This is a genomic window from Klebsiella sp. CN_Kp113, from assembly GCF_040064585.1.
In the GTDB taxonomy this organism is placed as follows: Bacteria; Pseudomonadota; Gammaproteobacteria; order Enterobacterales; family Enterobacteriaceae; genus Klebsiella; species Klebsiella michiganensis.
This window is the reverse complement of sequence record NZ_JBEAID010000071.1, coordinates 51,744-70,500: the sequence shown is the minus strand read 5'-3', so window position 1 is coordinate 70,500 and position 18,757 is coordinate 51,744. Positions and strand designations below refer to the sequence as shown.

The 18,757-nt window shown below is 55.1% G+C and carries 19 protein-coding genes; 14 read left to right on the top strand and 5 right to left on the bottom strand.

The window, feature by feature from the left end:
- Positions 1-145: 145 nt before the first annotated feature.
- A complete protein-coding gene (gene fadE, locus ABLV30_RS28095) occupies positions 146-2,590 on the bottom strand; it encodes an acyl-CoA dehydrogenase FadE (protein WP_049082024.1) in 2,445 nt (814 codons plus the stop codon).
- A 238-nt stretch (positions 2,591-2,828) separates the two neighbouring features.
- On the opposite strand from fadE, the gene lpcA reads away from it, so the two are divergent.
- Both lpcA and ABLV30_RS28085 read left to right on the top strand, forming a co-directional pair.
- Entirely contained in the window at positions 2,829-3,410 is a 582-nt protein-coding gene (gene lpcA, locus ABLV30_RS28090) for a D-sedoheptulose 7-phosphate isomerase (RefSeq protein WP_004099149.1), read from the top strand.
- A 149-nt stretch (positions 3,411-3,559) separates the two neighbouring features.
- Positions 3,560-4,327, top strand: a complete 768-nt coding sequence (locus ABLV30_RS28085; protein ID WP_004847917.1) for a class II glutamine amidotransferase — start codon at positions 3,560-3,562, stop codon at positions 4,325-4,327.
- On the opposite strand, the gene dpaA is transcribed toward ABLV30_RS28085, so the two are convergent.
- Positions 4,298-5,038: a peptidoglycan meso-diaminopimelic acid protein amidase gene (gene dpaA, locus ABLV30_RS28080; RefSeq protein WP_014228031.1), complete on the bottom strand. Its 741-nt coding sequence runs from the start codon at positions 5,036-5,038 to the stop codon at positions 4,298-4,300. The two genes, ABLV30_RS28085 and dpaA, sit on opposite strands and share 30 nt — an antisense overlap.
- Before the next feature lie 413 nt (positions 5,039-5,451).
- On the opposite strand from dpaA, the gene ABLV30_RS28075 reads away from it, so the two are divergent.
- Genes ABLV30_RS28075 through nqrM form a run of 7 tightly spaced genes read left to right on the top strand, consistent with a single transcriptional unit; the run spans position 5,452 to position 11,511 of the window.
- Positions 5,452-6,795: a Na(+)-translocating NADH-quinone reductase subunit A gene (locus ABLV30_RS28075; protein WP_265800746.1), complete on the top strand. Its 1,344-nt coding sequence runs from the start codon at positions 5,452-5,454 to the stop codon at positions 6,793-6,795.
- 3 nt (positions 6,796-6,798) lie between these two features.
- Positions 6,799-8,037: an NADH:ubiquinone reductase (Na(+)-transporting) subunit B gene (locus ABLV30_RS28070; protein WP_025107269.1), complete on the top strand. Its 1,239-nt coding sequence runs from the start codon at positions 6,799-6,801 to the stop codon at positions 8,035-8,037.
- Positions 8,030-8,824 (top strand): Na(+)-translocating NADH-quinone reductase subunit C, encoded by a 795-nt coding sequence (locus ABLV30_RS28065; RefSeq protein ID WP_004847924.1) that lies wholly within the window; start codon positions 8,030-8,032, stop codon positions 8,822-8,824. The genes ABLV30_RS28070 and ABLV30_RS28065 overlap by 8 nt, the downstream gene beginning before the upstream one ends.
- Entirely contained in the window at positions 8,817-9,455 is a 639-nt protein-coding gene (locus ABLV30_RS28060; RefSeq protein ID WP_004099162.1) for an NADH:ubiquinone reductase (Na(+)-transporting) subunit D, read from the top strand. The genes ABLV30_RS28065 and ABLV30_RS28060 overlap by 8 nt, the downstream gene beginning before the upstream one ends.
- 6 nt (positions 9,456-9,461) lie before the next feature.
- The gene (gene nqrE, locus ABLV30_RS28055) at positions 9,462-10,058 is read left to right on the top strand and encodes an NADH:ubiquinone reductase (Na(+)-transporting) subunit E (protein ID WP_004847929.1); all 597 of its coding nucleotides are present in this window, start codon (positions 9,462-9,464) and stop codon (positions 10,056-10,058) included.
- Between the two features lie 11 nt (positions 10,059-10,069).
- Complete coding sequence (gene nqrF / locus ABLV30_RS28050) at positions 10,070-11,293, top strand: NADH:ubiquinone reductase (Na(+)-transporting) subunit F (RefSeq protein WP_004847931.1); 1,224 nt, start codon at positions 10,070-10,072, stop codon at positions 11,291-11,293.
- A 2-nt stretch (positions 11,294-11,295) separates the two neighbouring features.
- Positions 11,296-11,511, top strand: coding sequence for a (Na+)-NQR maturation NqrM (nqrM, locus tag ABLV30_RS28045; RefSeq protein WP_177952267.1), 216 nt, complete (start codon positions 11,296-11,298; stop codon positions 11,509-11,511).
- Between the two features lie 32 nt (positions 11,512-11,543).
- On the opposite strand, the gene ABLV30_RS28040 is transcribed toward nqrM, so the two are convergent.
- Positions 11,544-12,401, bottom strand: a complete 858-nt coding sequence (locus ABLV30_RS28040; protein ID WP_128696730.1) for a glycerophosphodiester phosphodiesterase family protein — start codon at positions 12,399-12,401, stop codon at positions 11,544-11,546.
- A gap of 159 nt (positions 12,402-12,560) precedes the next feature.
- Here ABLV30_RS28040 and dinB point away from each other — a divergent pair, with 159 nt between their 5' ends.
- Both dinB and ABLV30_RS28030 read left to right on the top strand, forming a co-directional pair.
- Complete coding sequence (gene dinB / locus ABLV30_RS28035) at positions 12,561-13,616, top strand: DNA polymerase IV (RefSeq protein WP_025107266.1); 1,056 nt, start codon at positions 12,561-12,563, stop codon at positions 13,614-13,616.
- 2 nt (positions 13,617-13,618) lie between these two features.
- A complete protein-coding gene (locus ABLV30_RS28030) occupies positions 13,619-14,083 on the top strand; it encodes a GNAT family N-acetyltransferase (RefSeq protein WP_025107265.1) in 465 nt (154 codons plus the stop codon).
- Between the two features lie 102 nt (positions 14,084-14,185).
- Here ABLV30_RS28030 and pepD read toward each other — a convergent pair whose 3' ends face one another.
- On the bottom strand, positions 14,186-15,643 hold the full coding sequence (gene pepD, locus ABLV30_RS28025) for a cytosol nonspecific dipeptidase (RefSeq protein ID WP_025107264.1): 1,458 nt from the start codon (positions 15,641-15,643) through the stop codon (positions 14,186-14,188).
- Between the two features lie 258 nt (positions 15,644-15,901).
- Here pepD and gpt point away from each other — a divergent pair, with 258 nt between their 5' ends.
- From gpt to crl, 3 genes are all read left to right on the top strand, one after another.
- Positions 15,902-16,360: a xanthine phosphoribosyltransferase gene (gene gpt / locus ABLV30_RS28020; RefSeq protein ID WP_004129200.1), complete on the top strand. Its 459-nt coding sequence runs from the start codon at positions 15,902-15,904 to the stop codon at positions 16,358-16,360.
- Between the two features lie 106 nt (positions 16,361-16,466).
- The gene (frsA, locus tag ABLV30_RS28015; protein WP_004129202.1) at positions 16,467-17,711 is read left to right on the top strand and encodes an esterase FrsA; all 1,245 of its coding nucleotides are present in this window, start codon (positions 16,467-16,469) and stop codon (positions 17,709-17,711) included.
- Positions 17,712-17,768: 57 nt separating this feature from the next.
- Positions 17,769-18,167 carry a sigma factor-binding protein Crl gene (gene crl / locus ABLV30_RS28010; protein ID WP_004847949.1) on the top strand — a complete coding sequence of 133 codons (399 nt, stop codon included), beginning with the start codon at positions 17,769-17,771 and terminating at the stop codon, positions 18,165-18,167.
- A gap of 82 nt (positions 18,168-18,249) precedes the next feature.
- On the opposite strand, the gene ABLV30_RS28005 is transcribed toward crl, so the two are convergent.
- Positions 18,250-18,756 (bottom strand): serine acetyltransferase, encoded by a 507-nt coding sequence (locus tag ABLV30_RS28005; protein ID WP_014228038.1) that lies wholly within the window; start codon positions 18,754-18,756, stop codon positions 18,250-18,252.
- Position 18,757: the final 1 nt, after the last annotated feature.

Genomic DNA, 18,757 nt, shown 5'->3' with positions numbered 1-18,757 from the left:
CTTTAACACCATATCAGCCGATGGACGGCTCAGGGAATATTTTGTAAAAGAATGACAGCCCTGGAAATACCTTCCGCTGAATTGTCAGAAAAAAGAGAGGCGGGGAAGTCCCCGCCTCGATCGTGATGGGTTTATTTTTTCGTTTTTAAGCCGCTTCGATCTTGCGCACTTTCTCCGGCAGCTTTACCGGGCGGGTCGCCAGTTCATCCGGGGCGAAATCGTCGACGTTAATGCTGCGCAGTCGGCTGGTTTCCGCACGGACCAGGATGTCCGCCTCGTCCTGATTGATTAGCCCTTTTGCCAGCGCGTTGCGGGCCAGTTCATCAAGACGCGTAAACGACAGATTCTTGCCCAGCTCTTTGCACAGGCGCTGGTGGATAGGGTCTGCTGCCATAACATCAAGCAGCGCTTCTTCCAGCAGGCCAACCGGATTATGCTCGCTCGGCGTCAGATACTGACCGCGGCCGATACGCGAACGCGTCGCGCTCGGAACCTGCAGGATTTTCGCTACCTTATGATCCAGCTTGTCTGAAGGCGCCAGGTAATGACGTCCGGTCGGGAAGATTGCCACGCGAAGCGCCCCAGCGACCAGACGATTCGGGAAGTTCACCAACAGATCGTCAATCGACTGCTCGGCCTGATACAGCGCATCCTGCACCCCCCAGTGAACCAGCGGTAAGTCCGCTTCGTTACGCCCCTCATCGTCATAGCGTTTCAGGACCGCCGACGCCAGGTAGAGCTGGCTCAGCACATCTCCCAGACGCGCAGAAATTCTTTCACGACGCTTCAGACTACCGCCCAGTACCGCCATTGAGACATCGGACAGCAGAGCCAGGTTGGCGCTCAGTCGGTTCATATGTTGATAGTAGCGACGAGTGGCATCGCGGGTCGGCGAGCTGCTGGTGAGACCGCGGGTCAGGCCCAGCCAGAAACTGCGTACCTTATTGCTGCCCACGTGCCCGATGTGTTTAAACAGCAGCTTGTCGAAAGCGTTAACGTCGTTATTCTGCGCGGCCGCCATTTCATCCAGCACGTACGGATGGCAACGAATCGCACCCTGGCCGAAGATCATCATGCTGCGGGTCAGGATATTCGCCCCTTCAACGGTGATGGCGATCGGCGCGCCCTGATAGGCCCGCGCCAGGAAGTTTCCGGTGCCGAGCATAATGCCCTTACCGCCGGTAATATCCATTGCGTCAATAATGGAACGCTGACCACGGTGAGTACAGTGATACTTCACAATTGCCGACAGTACCGCTGGTTTTTCGCCAAGCATAATGCCGTAGGTAATCAGCGAGGCGGCGGCATCCATTACGTAGGCGTTGCCTGCGATACGCGCCAGCGGTTCTTCGATCCCTTCCATTTTACCGATAGAGATTTTGAACTGGCGGCGAATGTGCGCGTAGGCGCCGGTAGCCATGGCGACGGATTTCAGGCCGCCGGTAGCGTTTGACGGCAGGGTGATGCCGCGTCCCACGGATAAACACTCAACCAGCATCCGCCAGCCCTGGCCGGCCATCGACGGGCCGCCAATAATGTAATCGATAGGAACGAAAATATCTTTCCCCTGGGTCGGGCCGTTCTGGAACGGAACGTTCAGCGGGAAATGGCGACGCCCGATTTCAACGCCGGGGGTGCTGGTGGGGATGAGCGCGCAGGTGATGCCCAGCTCCTCTTCTCCACCCAGCAGGCGGTCTGGATCGGAGAGTTTAAACGCCAGCCCCAGTACGGTGGCGATAGGCGCAAGGGTGATATAGCGTTTGTTCCAGGTCAGGCGCATACCCAGCACCTGCTGGCCCTGCCATTCGCCCATGCAGACGACGCCGGTATCCGGAATGGCGCCGGCATCTGAACCCGCTTCCGGGCTGGTCAGCGCGAAGCACGGGATCTCCTGGCCGCGAGCCAGGCGCGGCAAATAGTGGTTTTTCTGTTCTTCTGTACCGTAATGCTGCAGCAGCTCGCCCGGGCCTAATGAGTTCGGCACGCCGACGGTAATCGCCAGGATCCCGGAGACGCCCGACAGCTTTTGCAGGACGCGAGCCTGCGCGTAGGCGGAGAATTCCAGCCCGCCGTACTCTTTCTTAATGATCATCGCGAAGAAGCGATGCTCTTTCAGATAGGCCCACAGCTCCGGCGGCAGATCGGCCATCTCGTGGGTAATTTCGAAGTCGTTCGCCATACGGCAGGCTTCTTCGACCGGGCCGTCAATAAAGGCTTGTTCTTCAGCGGTGAGGCGCGGCTGCGGATAGTTATGCAGTTTCTGCCAGTCGGGGTTACCGCGGAACAGATCGCCTTCCCACCAGGTTGTGCCAGCGTCAATCGCTTCTTTCTCGGTGCGCGACATCGGCGGCATGACCTTACGGAAAGCGCGGAACGCCGGGACTGAAATCATGGATTTACGCATCGGCGCAAGGTTAAACGGCAGTAAAACGATCGCCAGCGGAATCAGCAGCCAGATATTCCACAGCCCCGCAGCGCCGAGCGCGGCGGTCCAGACAAGCAAAATCGCGCTGCTCAGCAGCAGATTGATTCGGTGATAGAAGAGCGCACCGAGTAAAACAACGGTTGCAACAATACTCAAAATCATCATAGAGAAATGCTCCCTGTCTTGTAGGAGGTCTGACCACTTGTGATGATATGGTTGTAGTGGATGTAATTTGTTTTAGCAATGTGTTTACAAAATAATTACAACCTTGCTCACATTGTTGTACGGAAATGCGGCACATAAAATCAAAAGCACAGGGGATTGCATTGCGTGCTGCTTCTCGCTGCGTCGGCTATCCGGTAAACTGCCTGGGTTATCCCACAAATACTGAAGGATTATCCTCATGTACCAGGATCTTATTCGTAACGAACTGAATGAAGCCGCTGAAACGTTGGCTAACTTTCTGCAGGACGAAGCCAACATTCACGCGATTCAGCGTGCTGCGGTGCTGCTGGCGGATAGCTTTAAAGCTGGCGGCAAAGTCCTTTCCTGCGGTAACGGCGGTTCGCACTGCGATGCGATGCATTTTGCGGAAGAACTGACCGGGCGCTATCGTGAAAATCGCCCCGGCTATCCGGCCATTGCGATTTCCGACGTGAGCCATCTCTCTTGCGTCAGCAATGATTTCGGCTATGAATATGTTTTCTCTCGCTATGTAGAATCAGTGGGTCGTGCAGGCGACGTATTACTGGGGATCTCTACTTCCGGTAATTCAGGTAATGTTATCAAAGCGATTGAAGCCGCCCGCGCCCAGGGGATGAAAGTGATTACTCTGACCGGGAAAGATGGCGGTAAAATGGCGGGGTCAGCGGATGTAGAAATTCGCGTACCGCATTTTGGCTACGCCGACCGTATTCAGGAAATCCATATTAAAGTGATTCATATCCTGATTATGCTGATCGAAAAAGAGATGGTTAAAGCTTAAAAGGCTATTTTGTTAGCCATTTTGAACCCGGGCAGTGCTCAAGATCCTCACGTACATGAAGTACGCTCCGGTTTCTGCGCGCTGGCCGTGTCCAAACTGGCTGCACCAATAACGCCTTTTATGTTTCAGTAAGTGGTATGAGGTGATCTATGTGCGAATTGCTCGGGATGAGCGCGAATGTGCCCACAGATATTTGCTTCAGTTTCACCGGGCTGGTGCAGCGCGGTGGCGGAACCGGGCCACATAAAGACGGCTGGGGCATTACGTTTTATGAAGGTAAGGGCTGTCGCACATTTAAAGATCCGCAGCCTAGCTTCCAGTCGCCCATAGCAAAGCTGGTGCAGGAATATCCTATCAAGTCCTGCTCGGTCATCGCCCATATTCGCCAGGCCAACCGAGGTATCGTTGCGCTGGAAAACACTCACCCCTTTACCCGGGAGCTATGGGGGCGCAACTGGACCTACGCCCATAACGGTCAACTGGAGGGGTATGAGAGCCTCGAGACGGGAAGTCTGCATCCTATCGGGGAGACCGACAGCGAAAAGGCCTTCTGCTGGCTGCTGCACAGCATCACCGAGCGCTATCCGGAAATGCCGGGCGATATGGTTGAGGTATTCAGATTTATCGCCACGCTTGCCGGAGCGCTGCGTGAAAAAGGCGTTTTTAACATGCTGCTCTCCGACGGGCGCTACGTGATGGCGTTTTGCTCGACGAATTTATACTGGATTACGCGACGGGCGCCGTTTGGCGTAGCGACGCTGCTGGATCAGGATGTAGAAATTGACTTTCAACGCGAGACCACACCGAATGATGTGGTCTCCGTTATCGCCACTCAGCCGCTTACCGGCAACGAAACCTGGAATAAAATTATGCCAGGCGAGTGGGCGTTATTTTGCCTCGGGGACCGAGTAGTTTGACGCGAGCTGCGGCTGCACAACTTCGTGGCTGAGCGGTTTGCTCACCACGTAGCGGCCATTGGCGACCGAAACCACCGGCGGCTTATGCGTCTGCCGGAAGTAGTCGTACCCGGGTTTCAGCTGCTGCCAGAAATCCGCGAAGTAGGAAAATTTGTGACGCGCCATGTTGGCGTCGGTCATGCGGAAAGGATAAATGCTCACCTGAACGTTGGGCTGGCCGAAGACTAACGCGCCGGTGACGAACTGGAAGATTTCATCAATACCGGTATCGGTCATGGCGTAACAGCCAACGGATACGCAGGCACCGTGAATCATCAGATACTTTCCTTCATAGCCATGCGCGCGGTCGTAGGCGTTCGGGAAACCGATATTGATCGCTTTGTAGAAACGGCTGTCGGGTTTTAGCTGATTGCGGGAAACGTTATAGAAACCTTCGGGACTCTTGAAATCGCCCTGGCGCTGCTTTGGACCGAGCCCGCCGGAGTAGTTACAGATCCGGTAGCTGTCGAGAAGCTGGTAGGTTTCGCCCATCTTGACGTAAAGATCGAGCATGCGCTCTTCTTTGAAGATCTCAATGTAGACCGGCGAACCCATGAGCTGCTGCTTATACTCTTTGCTCATCGGCGTTGTCGAGCTGTTACTGCTAAGTAGCCCTGCGAATGAAACGCACGGCAACAGAAGCATCGCAATAAATAATGCGATTTTGCGCATACTACTTGTTCCTTGATAAAACAAATAACCACATTGCCAGGACGGCAAGAGAGACCCGAAATCAGAGTTTTCTGGTTTTAGAGCGCTCACATTAGCATCACGGCATTTTTTCGCAAGCACGACGTGCCACGTTTACGTTTTAGTTTTCCGTTATAGCGAATATTCAGGTAAAGCGCAGTCAGAACTTTGCGTAATAGCTCGCATTTTAGAACGACTTAATGGCAGTTTGTCTACAGGCGCTGCTCACGAAATGTTACACTTGCTCCGCTAAATACTCAGGGTAAGAAAGGATGCTTCTCTCCCGTCTTGTGAATCACCAGGACTACGATGTTCCTTTCTTCCTCTTATTTTCCATTAATTATGCTGGCCTCGGCCTGATGCCGGGGTTTACGTAACGGATACCTGCTAACGATATGATTAAAATCACGAAAGGGCTGAATTTGCCCATAGCTGGCATGCCATCACAGCAGATTTCTTCGAAGACTGCGGTCAAGCGCGTTGCGCTGTTGGGTGAAGAGTACATCGGTATGCGCCCCTCAATGGCGGTGCGTGAAGGCGACCGGGTACAAAAAGGTCAGCTTCTGTTCGAAGATAAAAGAAATCCTGGCGTGCGATTTACTGCCCCTGCGAGTGGAACCATCAGCGCCATTCATCGCGGCGAACGGCGGGTTCTGCAATCGGTCGTTATTGACGTAGATGGCGATGATGCCGTTCATTTTCCCCGCTATGAATTAGCCGATCTTGCCGCGTTGACGCGCGAGGCCGTGCAGCAGCAGCTGGTGGAGTCGGGGATGTGGACGGCGTTTCGCACCCGCCCTTTCAGCAAAATGCCTGCGCCGGGCAGCGTTCCAGCGGCCATATTTGTCACCGCCATAGATACGAATCCACTGGCGGCAGACCCTCAGCCAATCATTCTGGCCCAGCGCGAGGCTTTTGACGCGGGCTTAACCCTGTTGACGCGGTTGACCGACGGTAAGGTCCACGTCTGCCAGGCCAGCGGTGGCAAGCTTGGCGGGCATCCCGTGGGCCAGGTGACCTTCAACCAGTTTGCCGGGCCGCATCCGGCCGGGCTGGTCGGGACCCACATCCATTTTCTCGAGCCGGTTAGCCTGAAAAAGCAGGTCTGGCATCTTAACTATCAGGACGTTATCGCCGTTGGCAAATTGTTCCTTGAAGGGGAGTTGTCTAGCGAACGCATTGTTGCGCTCGGCGGCCCGCAGGTGAAAGAGCCTCGTTTATTAAAGACCTGCTCTGGCGCCAGCCTTGATGAACTGCTGGCAGATGAACTTCTGGATGATGAAAACCGCGTTATTTCTGGTTCAGTCCTCAGCGGAACGCACGCTCAAGGGCCCCATGCTTTTCTTGGCCGCTTTCATTTACAGATAAGCGTCGTAAAAGAGGGGCGTGAGAAAGAGCTGTTCGGCTGGGTAATGCCGGGGAAAGATAAATTTTCCATCACCCGTACCACGCTCGGCCATTTTATGAAGCGTAAGCTATTTAATTTCTCGACGGATACCAACGGCGGCGAGCGGGCTATGGTGCCGATTGGCAACTATGAGCGAGTGATGCCGCTGGATATTCTGCCCACCATGCTGCTGCGTGATTTGCTGGCGGGGGATACCGACAGCGCGCAGGCGCTGGGCTGTCTGGAACTGGATGAAGAAGACCTGGCGCTTTGCACCTACGTATGTCCCGGCAAGTACGAATATGGCCCGGCATTGCGCAGCGTGTTAACCCAGATAGAGCAGGAAGGATAAGTGATGGGCTTAAAGCAACTGTTTGACAAAATTGAGCCGCACTTTACGCACGGCGGCAAGCTGGAAAAATACTATCCGCTGTTTGAAGCGACGGCGACGCTGTTCTACACCCCCGGGCAGGTCACGCGCGGCGCGGCGCACGTCAGAGACGCCATCGATCTCAAGCGGATGATGATTCTGGTGTGGTTCGCCGTTTTCCCGGCGATGTTCTGGGGAATGTATAACGTTGGCCTGCAGACCATTCCTGCACTGCATAAATTATACGGCGCTGAGCAGCTGCAGCAGGTTATCGCCGGGAACTGGCACTACAGCATCGCGCAGTGGTTGGGGGTGAACTTCACCGCTGACGCCGGTTGGCTCAGTATGATGACCCTGGGGGCGGTATTTTTCCTGCCTATCTACATCACCGTGTTTCTTGTCGGCGGGTTCTGGGAAGTCTTGTTTGCTATCGTGCGCAAGCACGAAATAAACGAAGGCTTCTTCGTGACGTCAATTCTGTTCGCGCTGATTGTGCCGCCATCGCTGCCGCTATGGCAGGCCGCGTGCGGGATCACCTTCGGCGTCGTCATGGCCAAGGAGATTTTTGGCGGAACCGGGCGTAACTTTCTCAACCCGGCCCTGGCGGGGCGCGCGTTTTTATTCTTTGCCTGGCCGGCGCAAATTTCCGGCGACCTGGTGTGGACTGCGGCGGATGGTTTCTCCGGCGCGACGCCGTTATCCCAGTGGGCAAGCGGCGGCGGTGAATCGCTGGTTAACGTCTCTACCGGTCAGCCGGTAAGCTGGATGGACGCCTTCCTCGGCAATATCCCGGGGTCGATTGGCGAAGTCTCGACGCTGATGATTCTCATCGGCGGCGCCATCATCATTTTTGGTCGCGTGGCCTCGTGGCGCATTGTCGCAGGGGTTTTCATCGGCATGGTGGCCACCGCGACGCTGTTTAACTTTATAGGCTCTGATACCAACCCGATGTTTGCCATGCCGTGGTACTGGCATCTGGTGCTCGGCGGTTTTGCCTTCGGCATGATGTTTATGGCGACGGACCCGGTGTCCGCGTCGTTTACGGATAAAGGTAAATGGAGCTACGGCCTGCTGATCGGCGTGATGTGCGTCCTGATCCGCGTGGTCAACCCGGCCTATCCGGAAGGGATGATGCTGGCGATCCTCTTCGCCAACCTCTTCGCGCCGCTGTTTGATTACCTGGTGGTGCGGGCCAATATTAAGCGGAGGAAATCGCGTGGCTGAGAATAAAAGTAACGATAGCATCGGCAAAACGCTGCTGGTGGTGCTGGTGCTTTGTCTGGTCTGCTCAATTGTGGTCGCCGGTTCTGCCGTGGGGCTAAAATCACGCCAGCAGGAGCAGCGCGCTCTCGATAAACAGCGCAATATCCTGGCGGTTGCCGGTCTGATGAAGCAGGGAATGAGCGCAGATGAAGTGGCTGACATTTTTAAGGCCCATATCTCTCCGCGTTTAGTCGATTTAGCCAGCGGTGAGCTGCTGGATAAAGATCCGGGCAAGTTTAATCAGGCCCAGGCCCTGAAAGATCCTCAGCAGAGCCTACAGCTGGAGGCGAGTCAGGATCCTGCCGGTATCAAACGCCGCAGTAATATTGCCGAAATTTACCTGGTGCGCGATGAAAAGCAGCAGATTCAGGAAGTGGTACTGCCTATTTACGGTAACGGCCTGTGGTCGGTGATGTACGCTTTTGTTGCGCTGGAAACCGATGGCCGCACGGTCAAAGGGATCACCTATTACGATCACGGTGAGACGCCGGGGCTGGGCGGGGAAATTGAAAACCCCAACTGGCGCCAGCAGTTCGTCGGTAAACAGGTGCTTGATGATAAAGGGATGCCTGCGCTGAGAATCGTCAAAGGCGGCGCGCGTCCTGGCGACCTGCACGCCGTTGATGGCCTGTCGGGCGCAACGCTGACGTCAAACGGCGTGCAGCATAGCTTTGATTTCTGGATGGGCAAACTGGGCTTTGGTCCATTCCTGCAAAAGGTGCGAGAAGGGGAGCTGAATAATGGCTGATTTGGGCGACATGAAAGAAATGAAGCGCGTGCTGGTGGGGCCGCTTATCGCTAATAACCCTATCACTCTGCAGGTACTGGGCGTCTGCTCCGCGCTGGCGGTGACCACCAAGCTGGAGACCGCTTTTGTAATGACCATCGCGGTGACGCTGGTTACGGCATTCTCCAGCATGTTTATCTCCATGATTCGCCACCACATTCCGAATAGCGTGCGCATCATTGTACAGATGGCGATTATCGCTTCGTTGGTTATCGTCGTCGATCAGGTGCTACGCGCGTTTGCCTATGAGATCTCGAAACAGCTTTCGGTTTTCGTCGGTTTGATCATCACTAACTGTATCGTGATGGGGCGCGCCGAAGCCTATGCCATGAAGTCGCCGCCGTTGGCGAGCTTTATGGACGGTATTGGCAACGGTCTGGGATACGGGGCGATCCTAATCATCGTCGGTTTCCTGAGAGAGCTGATCGGCAGTGGTAAGCTATTCGGTATTACCGTGCTGGAAACGGTGCAGAACGGCGGCTGGTACCAGCCAAATGGTCTGTTTCTTCTGGCGCCCAGTGCGTTCTTCATTATCGGTTTGTTGATTTGGGCGGTGCGCAGCTGGAAGCCTGAACAGCAGGAAAAGGAGTAACCGATTATGGCTCATTATATTAGCCTGTTTGTCCGCGCCGTGTTTGTTGAAAATATGGCGCTGGCCTTCTTTCTTGGGATGTGTACTTTCCTCGCGGTATCGAAAAAGGTCTCGACCGCTTTCGGACTCGGCGTGGCGGTAACGGTCGTACTTGGGCTGGCGGTGCCGATCAATAATCTGGTGTATAACCTGGTGCTGCGCGACGGTGCGCTGGTTGAAGGCGTCGACTTAAGCTTTCTGAACTTTATCACCTTTATTGGCGTGATTGCCGCGCTGGTGCAAATCCTGGAGATGATCCTCGATAAGTACTTCCCGACGCTCTATAACGCGCTGGGGATCTTCCTGCCGCTGATCGCCGTCAACTGTGCGATCTTTGGCGGCGTCTCCTTCATGGTGCAGCGTGACTATAACTTCACCGAATCTATCGTTTACGGCTTTGGCTCCGGCATCGGCTGGCTGCTGGCAATTGTGGCGATGGCGGGCATTCGTGAAAAAATGAAATACGCAAACGTGCCTGCGGGTCTGCGCGGGTTAGGGATCACCTTTATTACCACGGGTCTGATGGCGCTGGGCTTTATGTCATTCTCCGGTGTGCAGCTATAAGGGCGGAAAGTATGGAAATAATTCTTGGCGTAGTGATGTTCACGCTGATCGTCCTGGTACTATCGGGGCTGATACTGGCCGCGCGTTCGAAATTAGTGAATGCGGGCGACGTGGTCATTGAAATCAATAACGAAGCGGATAAACAAATTCGTACTCCGGCCGGCGACAAGCTGCTGAATACGCTCTCCAGCAACGGTATCTTTGTTTCATCCGCCTGCGGCGGCGGCGGCTCCTGCGGCCAGTGCCGGGTGACGGTGAAAGAGGGCGGCGGTGATATTCTGCCTACCGAACTCTCTCATATCACCAAGCGTGAGGCGAGAGAGGGCTGCCGTCTGGCCTGCCAGGTCGCGGTGAAGCAGAACATGAAAATTGAGCTGCCGGAGGAGATTTTTGGCGTTAAGAAGTGGGAGTGTGAAGTTATCTCGAACGATAACAAAGCCACTTTTATCAAGGAGCTGAAGCTGCGCGTGCCGGACGGTGACGCGGTTCCGTTCCGGGCCGGCGGGTATATTCAGATCGAATGCCCCTCGCACAAGGTTGCCTATGCCGATTTTGACGTTCCGGACGAGTATCGCGGCGACTGGGATAAATTTAACCTTTTCCGCTACGTCTCTGACGTGAAGGAGCCAACGCTACGCGCCTACTCCATGGCTAACTATCCGGAAGAGAAGGGTATCATCATGCTCAACGTGCGTATCGCAACGCCGCCGCCGCAGGTACCTGATGCGCCTCCGGGGATCATGTCCTCCTATATCTGGTCGCTGAAGCCGGGCGATAAAGTGACGATTTCCGGGCCGTTTGGGGAATTTTTTGCCAAAGAAACGGATGCTGAGATGGTCTTTATCGGCGGCGGAGCGGGGATGGCGCCGATGCGCTCGCATATTTTCGACCAGCTTAAGCGGCTGCACAGCAAACGTAAAATCAGCTTCTGGTACGGTGCGCGCTCTCTGCGAGAAATGTTCTATGATGACGAATTCGAGCAGCTGGCGCGGGAAAACCCGAATTTTACCTTCCACGTGGCGCTCTCCGATCCGCAGCCGGAAGATAACTGGACCGGCCATACCGGCTTTATTCATAACGTTCTGTATGAAAACTATCTGCGCGATCACCCGGCGCCGGAAGATTGTGAATTCTACATGTGCGGGCCGCCGGTGATGAACGCCGCGGTCATTAAAATGCTTAAAGATCTCGGCGTTGAGGATGAAAACATCATGCTGGACGATTTTGGAGGCTGATGATGCTGACGGTATTTGTCGCGACCTTCCTGATTTTCGCGCTGGTTATCCTGGGAATGTCGCTTGGTTATCTGATCAAGCGCAAAAGTATTCAGGGCAGCTGCGGCGGGATCTCATCGCTGGGTATGGAAAAGGTCTGCGACTGTCCTGAGCCCTGCGATGCGCGCAAAAAACGCCTGGCTCGCGAAGCGCAGCGCAAGCAGGATCGCATCCTATAATCAGCAGGCCGCACCGTGCGGCCTTTTTTGATTTACCAGTCTTTCGCTTTCGCCGGCGAGTCTACCATCACGCCGTCGGCGCCAAGCTCGCTTGCGGTACGAAAATCATCGGCACTATTAATGCCGAAGAAGACAATATGGGCTTTGCCCTGTGAGCGGAAACAGTCCATAGCTTCTTTATCCCAGGTGAGCGTGGCTGGCGATACGCCTTCGCCCAGCGTGAACTTCTCCACTATTTCTACCTTGCGTTTCAGCTCCAGACCGTACCAGTATTCATTGCCCGACGCCGCAGTTGGCTGGCACTGGTGGCTAAGCGAAATATTAGCCAGCTTCGTTCGCGTTTCGCCCCGGCTGACGAAATGGGGGATAGATGCTGGCAGCGCCGCGATATAGCGGTCTTCCGTTGAATACACTCGTACGCGCGAGAGGCTATTGGTCTTTTGCAGTACTTCGCTAAGACGCGCCGCCATGATGGCCGGATCTGCATCAGGCGATTTGATATCGATGTAAAAGAAGGTCTGCGGCCACTGTTCCAGTACCGATTGCAGCGTTGGAATGGTTGCGTTTTTACCGCGCCAGGGGTGAGTTTCACCGCCCCATGTCCATCCCGCGTCCATACGGGTCAGCTCGGCAGCGCTGAAGCTTGAGATTTTCCCCGTATGGTCAGTCAGCGCGGACAGATCGCTCGGGCGATATAAGACCGGAACGCCATCCTGGCTTAATTGTACTGTTATCCAAATCGCCTCGGCCTTATTCTCCAGCGCAAGTTTTATCGCCGGAAGGGTATTTTCCGGCGCATCGCCGGTGCCTCCCCGATGCGCAATGAGCTGCGGCGCGGCGCAGGCGCTGCTGGCAATAAGCAAACCAAGCGCAGTAAGTATTGATTTCATGATTGCATTCACCTTATATACTCATATAACTATATGAAAAGTAACTTATATTTATTGCATTTTTATGTTGTAGCATGTTTTTCAGGATAGTGGATTTAAAAAGATTAAATTTCGCCGTATTTTGCTATACTGTATGCATGTACAGTCTAAGGTTTGGCTATGCGTAAAATCATCCACGTTGATATGGACTGCTTCTTCGCGGCGGTGGAAATGCGTGACAACCCGGCACTGCGCGACATCCCTATTGCCATTGGCGGCAGTCGGGTGCAGCGCGGTGTTATCAGTACGGCTAACTATCCGGCGCGTAAATTCGGCGTGCGCAGCGCCATGCCAACCGCCACCGCGCTCAAACTTTGCCCCCACCTGACGCTGCTTCCCGGCCGCTTTGACGCCTATAAAGAGGCGTCGAACCATATCCGGGAGATTTTTTCCCGCTATACCTCGTTAATCGAACCATTATCGCTGGACGAAGCCTATCTCGACGTTAGCGACAGCGTTCATTGTCAGGGGTCAGCGACGCTGATGGCGCAGGAGATCCGCGAGACCATCCATCGTGAGCTAAATTTGACCGCCTCCGCAGGAATTGCGCCGGTAAAATTTCTCGCAAAAATCGCCTCGGATCTGAATAAACCCAACGGTCAGTTTGTTATTGCGCCGCATCAGGTCGCGGAGTTTGTCAAAACGTTGCCGCTATCGAAGATCCCGGGGGTCGGCAAGGTTTCCGCCGCGAAGCTCGAGAGCATGGGGCTGAGGACCTGTGAAGATGTGCAGAACAGCGATCTGGCGATGCTGCTCAAGCGCTTTGGTAAATTTGGGCGGATACTGTGGGAGCGCAGCCAGGGGATTGATGAACGAGAAATCAGCAGCGAGCGCCAGCGCAAATCGGTGGGCGTTGAACGAACCCTGATAGAAGATATCCACGAATGGGCGGAGTGTGAATCGATTATTGAGAACCTCTACCCGGAGCTGGAACGGCGACTGGCGAAGGTTAAACCGGATTTGCTGATTGCCCGTCAGGGGGTCAAGCTGAAGTTTAATGATTTTCAGCTCACCACCCAGGAACATGTCTGGCCCCGGCTGAATAAAGATGATTTGATTTCTACCGCGCATAAAGCCTGGCACGAGCGGCGCGGAGGTCGGGGAGTAAGGCTGGTGGGGCTGCACGTGACGCTGCTTGATCCGCAGCTGGAGCGGCAACTCGTTTTGGGATTGTAACGATGTTAACGATAAGAATGTACGAAGAGCGGGATTTTCCGGCGCTATGCGCACTATTTTTACGCGCCGTTAAAGAGACCGCCAGCGCCGACTATTCCCCCCGGCAAATTGCCGCCTGGGCGCAGGTTGATGAAGCCCGCTGGCGGCAAAAACTCGCGGCGTCACGCGTACTGGTGGCAATAAATGATGCCTCGCCGGTCGGGTTTATTACCGCCGTGGATGACTATATCGATTTACTATTTGTCTCTCCCGACTATAGCCGCCAGGGCGTCGCCAGCGCGCTGCTCAATACGCTATTGAGGCAGCTTCCTGAGCGCGTTTATACGGTAGAGGCCAGTATTACGGCAAAGCCCTTTTTTGCGCGTCACGGCTTCACCGTTATGCAGCCACAGGAAGTGACGGCGCGGGGTGAACAATTTCTTAATTATTTGATGCGGCGGCAAATCGACCCCACATACAGCGCGTGACAGGTATGCCCGGATGCGGTTACCACAATCGGCACGGCGTGCTTTCGCTCGGTCATTTTATAAAGAAAAGGCCCACTCTCTGCGGAGTGGGCCTGTGTTGTCTTACTTCGCCGGAATGGATTTCAGCAGTTCAGTCAACAGCGTCCAGTACTGGCCCACGCTTTCGATATGAACCTGCTCATCCGGGGAGTGAGGACCGGTGATGGTTGGCCCGATAGAAACCATGTCCATATCCGGATACGGTTTTTTGAACAGCCCGCACTCCAGGCCCGCGTGGATAATCTGGATGTTCGGCGTCTTGTTGAACAGACGCTGATAGGTTTCACGCACCAGATGCATCACCGGCGAGTTGGCGTCCGGCTGCCAGCCCGGGTAGGCGCCTTTCGCTTCGGTTTTCGCACCGGCCAGCTTGCCCAGCGAATCCAGCATGCTCACGACATAATCTTTGCCGCTGTCGATCAGCGAGCGAATCAGGCAGTGAATCTGCACGTTGTCGCCGGTCATGGTCACCACGCCGACGTTCAGCGAGGTTTCCACCACGCCTTTTGCCACATCAGAGTTGCGGATGACGCCGTTTGGCGTGGCGTTCAGCAGACGCACAAAGGTATCACGAGATTGGGCCGTCAGCGCAGGCTGCTCGTTAGCAACCGACTCCAGCAGCACAGTCAGGTTTTTCTCTTTGGCCGCCAGCTCGTTTTTCAGGATCGCCTGGTACTCATTAGCCAGCGCTTTCAGCGCGTCCGCTTTATCCGCGGCCACGGCGACTGTCGCGAACGCTTCACGCGGGATCGCGTTGCGCAGGGTGCCGCCGTTGAAATCGACCAGGCGCAGATCCAGCTCTTCAGCATGGCCTGCGAGGAAGCGTGCCAGCAGCTTGTTGGCATTACCTAAACCAACGTGGATCTCGCCGCCGGAGTGGCCGCCTTTGAGTCCTTTAAGGGTCAGCTTAAAGCTCTGGAAACCGGCCGGAACGGCTTCACGGGTCAGCGCCAGGTCAGAGGTGAAGTCGATACCCCCCGCACAGCCCATGTAAATCTCACCTTCTTCTTCGGAGTCGGTGTTGATCAGGATATCCGCCTGCAGCCAGTTGGCCTGCAGGCCAAACGCGCCGTCCATACCGGCTTCTTCCGTCATGGTCAGCAGCACTTCCAGCGGGCCGTGAACCACGTTGTCGTCAGCCAGTACCGCCAGCGCGGAAGCCATGCCAATACCGTTGTCGGCGCCCAGGGTGGTGCCGCGCGCTTTGACCCACTCGCCGTCGATGTACGGCTGAATCGGGTCCTTAGCGAAGTCATGAACGGTATCGTTGTTTTTCTGCGGCACCATATCGAGGTGCGCCTGCAGCACAACCGGTTTGCGGTTTTCCATACCGGCAGTCGCGCCTTTACGAATCAGAATGTTGCCAACCTGGTCGCGTTCCGCGTGTAAGCCTTTTTCTTTTGCCCAGCCCATGATGTGCTCAGCGAGCTGTTCTTCGTGATAGGAGGGGTGAGGAATAGAGCAGATTTTGGCAAAAATATCCCACAGCGGCTGCGGGGATAATTGAGACAGTTCAGACACGATAAGTCTCCTTACAATCACCTGCAAAAGTCATTTGCAGATCGAGGGGTTAGCAATCAAATACACTACAAGCCCGGGCTTGCGCGATGGGGTTGAGAATACCACTTTCCGTGTACTCTGGTAGTGTAAACCACGTAAAAAGAGTCGTCGTGGCCGCTTAACGCTGGTTTTTAGCGCGTCAGATCTCTATAATCTCGCGCAACCATTTTCCCCCTCGAACATTATTTAAGCCGTATTACACAGGCTGGGACACTTCACATGAGCGAAAAATACGTCGTCACCTGGGACATGTTGCAGATTCACGCCCGCAAGCTGGCAACTCGCCTGCTGCCGGTTGAACAGTGGAAAGGCATTATTGCCGTTAGCCGCGGCGGTCTGGTACCGGGAGCACTACTGGCGCGTGAACTGGGTATTCGTCATGTTGATACCGTTTGCATCTCAAGCTATGACCACGATAATCAGCGTGAACTGACCGTGCTGAAACGTGCTGAAGGCGATGGCGAAGGCTTTATCGTGATCGATGACCTCGTCGACACCGGCGGTACCGCCGTAGCCATCCGCGAAATGTATCCGAAAGCACATTTTGTCACTATCTTCGCAAAACCGGCCGGTCGCCCGCTGGTTGATGATTATGTTGTTGATATTCCCCAGGATACCTGGATTGAACAGCCGTGGGATATGGGCGTGGTGTTCGTACCGCCTATCGCAGGTCGTTAATTTCCAGCATAAATGCTAATTACCACGCCCGGTTTTGCCGGGCGTGGTTTTTTTTACCCTTGCGCAGGTTACAATAGCTTCAGTGGCAACATGATGGAGGCTGCACATGTCCCAGGCTAACCTTAGCGAAACGCTGTTTAAACCCCGATTCAAACATCCGGAAACCTCCACGCTGGTGCGTCGGTTTAATACCGGAGCGCAGCAACCGATCCAGTCTGCGCTCAGCGGTAATCACGTTGATCACTGGTATCGATTGATTAACCGCCTGATGTGGATCTGGCGTGGCGTGACGCCGCAGGAAATCCTCGACGTGCAGGCGCGCATCGTCATGAGCGATGCCGAGCGAACCGACCCGGAGCTTTACGATACGGTCGTTGGCTATCGCGGCGGCAACTGGATCTTTGAATGGGCCAAACAGGCGATGGACTGGCAGCAGAAGGCCGGTCAGGAAGAGAATCTGCTCGTGAGCGGTCGTCACTGGCTCCATGCGGCAAACCTTTACAGCATTGCCGCCTATCCGCACATCAAGGGCGATGAGCTGGCGGAACAGGCGCAGGTGCTGGCATACCGGGCTTATGAAGAAGCCGCTCAGCGCTTGCCCGGCAAGCTGCGAGAGCTGGAGTTCTCTATCCCCGGCGCCGCGCCGATCACCGGTTTCCTGCATATGCCGCCAGGCGATGGGCCGTTCCCGACGGTACTGATGTGCGGCGGGCTTGACGCGCTACAGACCGACTATTACAACCTGTATGAAAACTATTTTGCGCCGTTGGGTATCGCTATGCTGACCGTGGATATGCCTTCCATCGGTTTCTCCTCAAAATGCAAGCTGACCCAGGATACCAGTCTGCTGCACCAGTATGTGCTGCAGCATCTGGCTAATGTGCCCTGGGTCGATCATACCCGCGTGGCCGCCTTTGGTTTCCGTTTCGGCGCGAATATCGCCGTGCGGTTGGGCTATCTTGAGTCCCAGCGCCTGAAGGCGGTGGCCTGCCTGGGGCCGGTGGTACACGGCCTGCTGGTGGACCCGCTGCATCAGGGGCGGGTGCCGGAGATGTATCTTGACGTTCTGGCTTCGCGGTTGGGGATGCATGACGCTTCCGACGACGCGCTGCGCGTTGAGCTTAACCGCTATTCCCTGAAGGTTCAGGGGCTGCTGGGACGCCGCTGCCCCACGCCGATGCTCTCAGGCTTCTGGAAAGACGATCCGTTCAGCCCGGAGGAGGAGTCGCGGCTGATTACTTCATCATCATCCGACGGCAAGCTGTTGGAGATCCCGTTCAATCCGGTCTATCGCAATTTCGATCACGCGCTGCGGCAGATCGCCCGCTGGATTAGCCATAGATTTAGTTAATATATTGCTAAATTCTATCGATTTGGTAACGTCATGGCATCACTAAAGGAGATCGCAATGACGTTACCGAGTGGACACCTGAAGAGTAAGCTGATTAAGAAATTCACGGCGCTTGGCCCTTACATCCGTGAGGAGCAATGTGAAGACAACCGCTTCTTTTTCGATTGCCTGGCTGTTTGCGTCAACGTAAAACCAGCGCCTGAAAAACGCGAGTTCTGGGGATGGTGGATGGAGATGGAAGCGCAGGAATCGCGCTTCACCTATAGCTATCAGTTTGGATTGTTCGACAAAGAGGGCGTCTGGCGTCCGGTCGCGATTGACGATCCTGAAGTCACTGAAAAGCTTGAAAAGACGCTACGTGGTTTTCACGAACGAGCCGAAGCGTTACTGGCGACGTTCAGTCTTAAGCTGGAGCCCGCCGATGATTTTAGCGAACCGGTTAAGCTGAGAGCCTGAGTTCCGGTCAGCGGCTGTCATCCTGCTCGCAATAAAACCCGCGTTTCGACCAGCGCGGGTTTCCTTCCCAGGCAAACCCGCGCTAAATACCGTTTAATACCCGACAGGGTTGACCGACGGCAATCATTCCTGCGGCCAGATCTTTGGTCACCACCGTGCCTGCTCCAACCTTGACGTTGTCGCCCAGCGTGACCGCGCCAATCACCACGGCGTGGGCGCCAAATTCGACGTTATCGCCGATGCGCGGGCTGTCGCCCTCACGGCCCTGACTGTCGGTCACGCTGCCAATCGTGACGCCCTGGCGCAGGGTGCAGTTCTGGCCGATGACCGTTCCCCGATTAATCACGATGCAGTGCGGATGATACAGCTTCAGCCCATAGCCAATGCGCGCTCGCCACGGCAGCTCAATGCAAAATAAACACTCGTTAATCACGATATTGAGAATAACGAAGGGGATCCCGCAGATCTTCCACAGAGGATTACGGCTGCGATAGAGCGTCGCCAGACGATAAAGCAGAACCGCGATTTTCGCTTTTATGCCGCCGCAGGATTTGATTTCCCGGGCGACCAGCCTGATAGCCTCAAACATG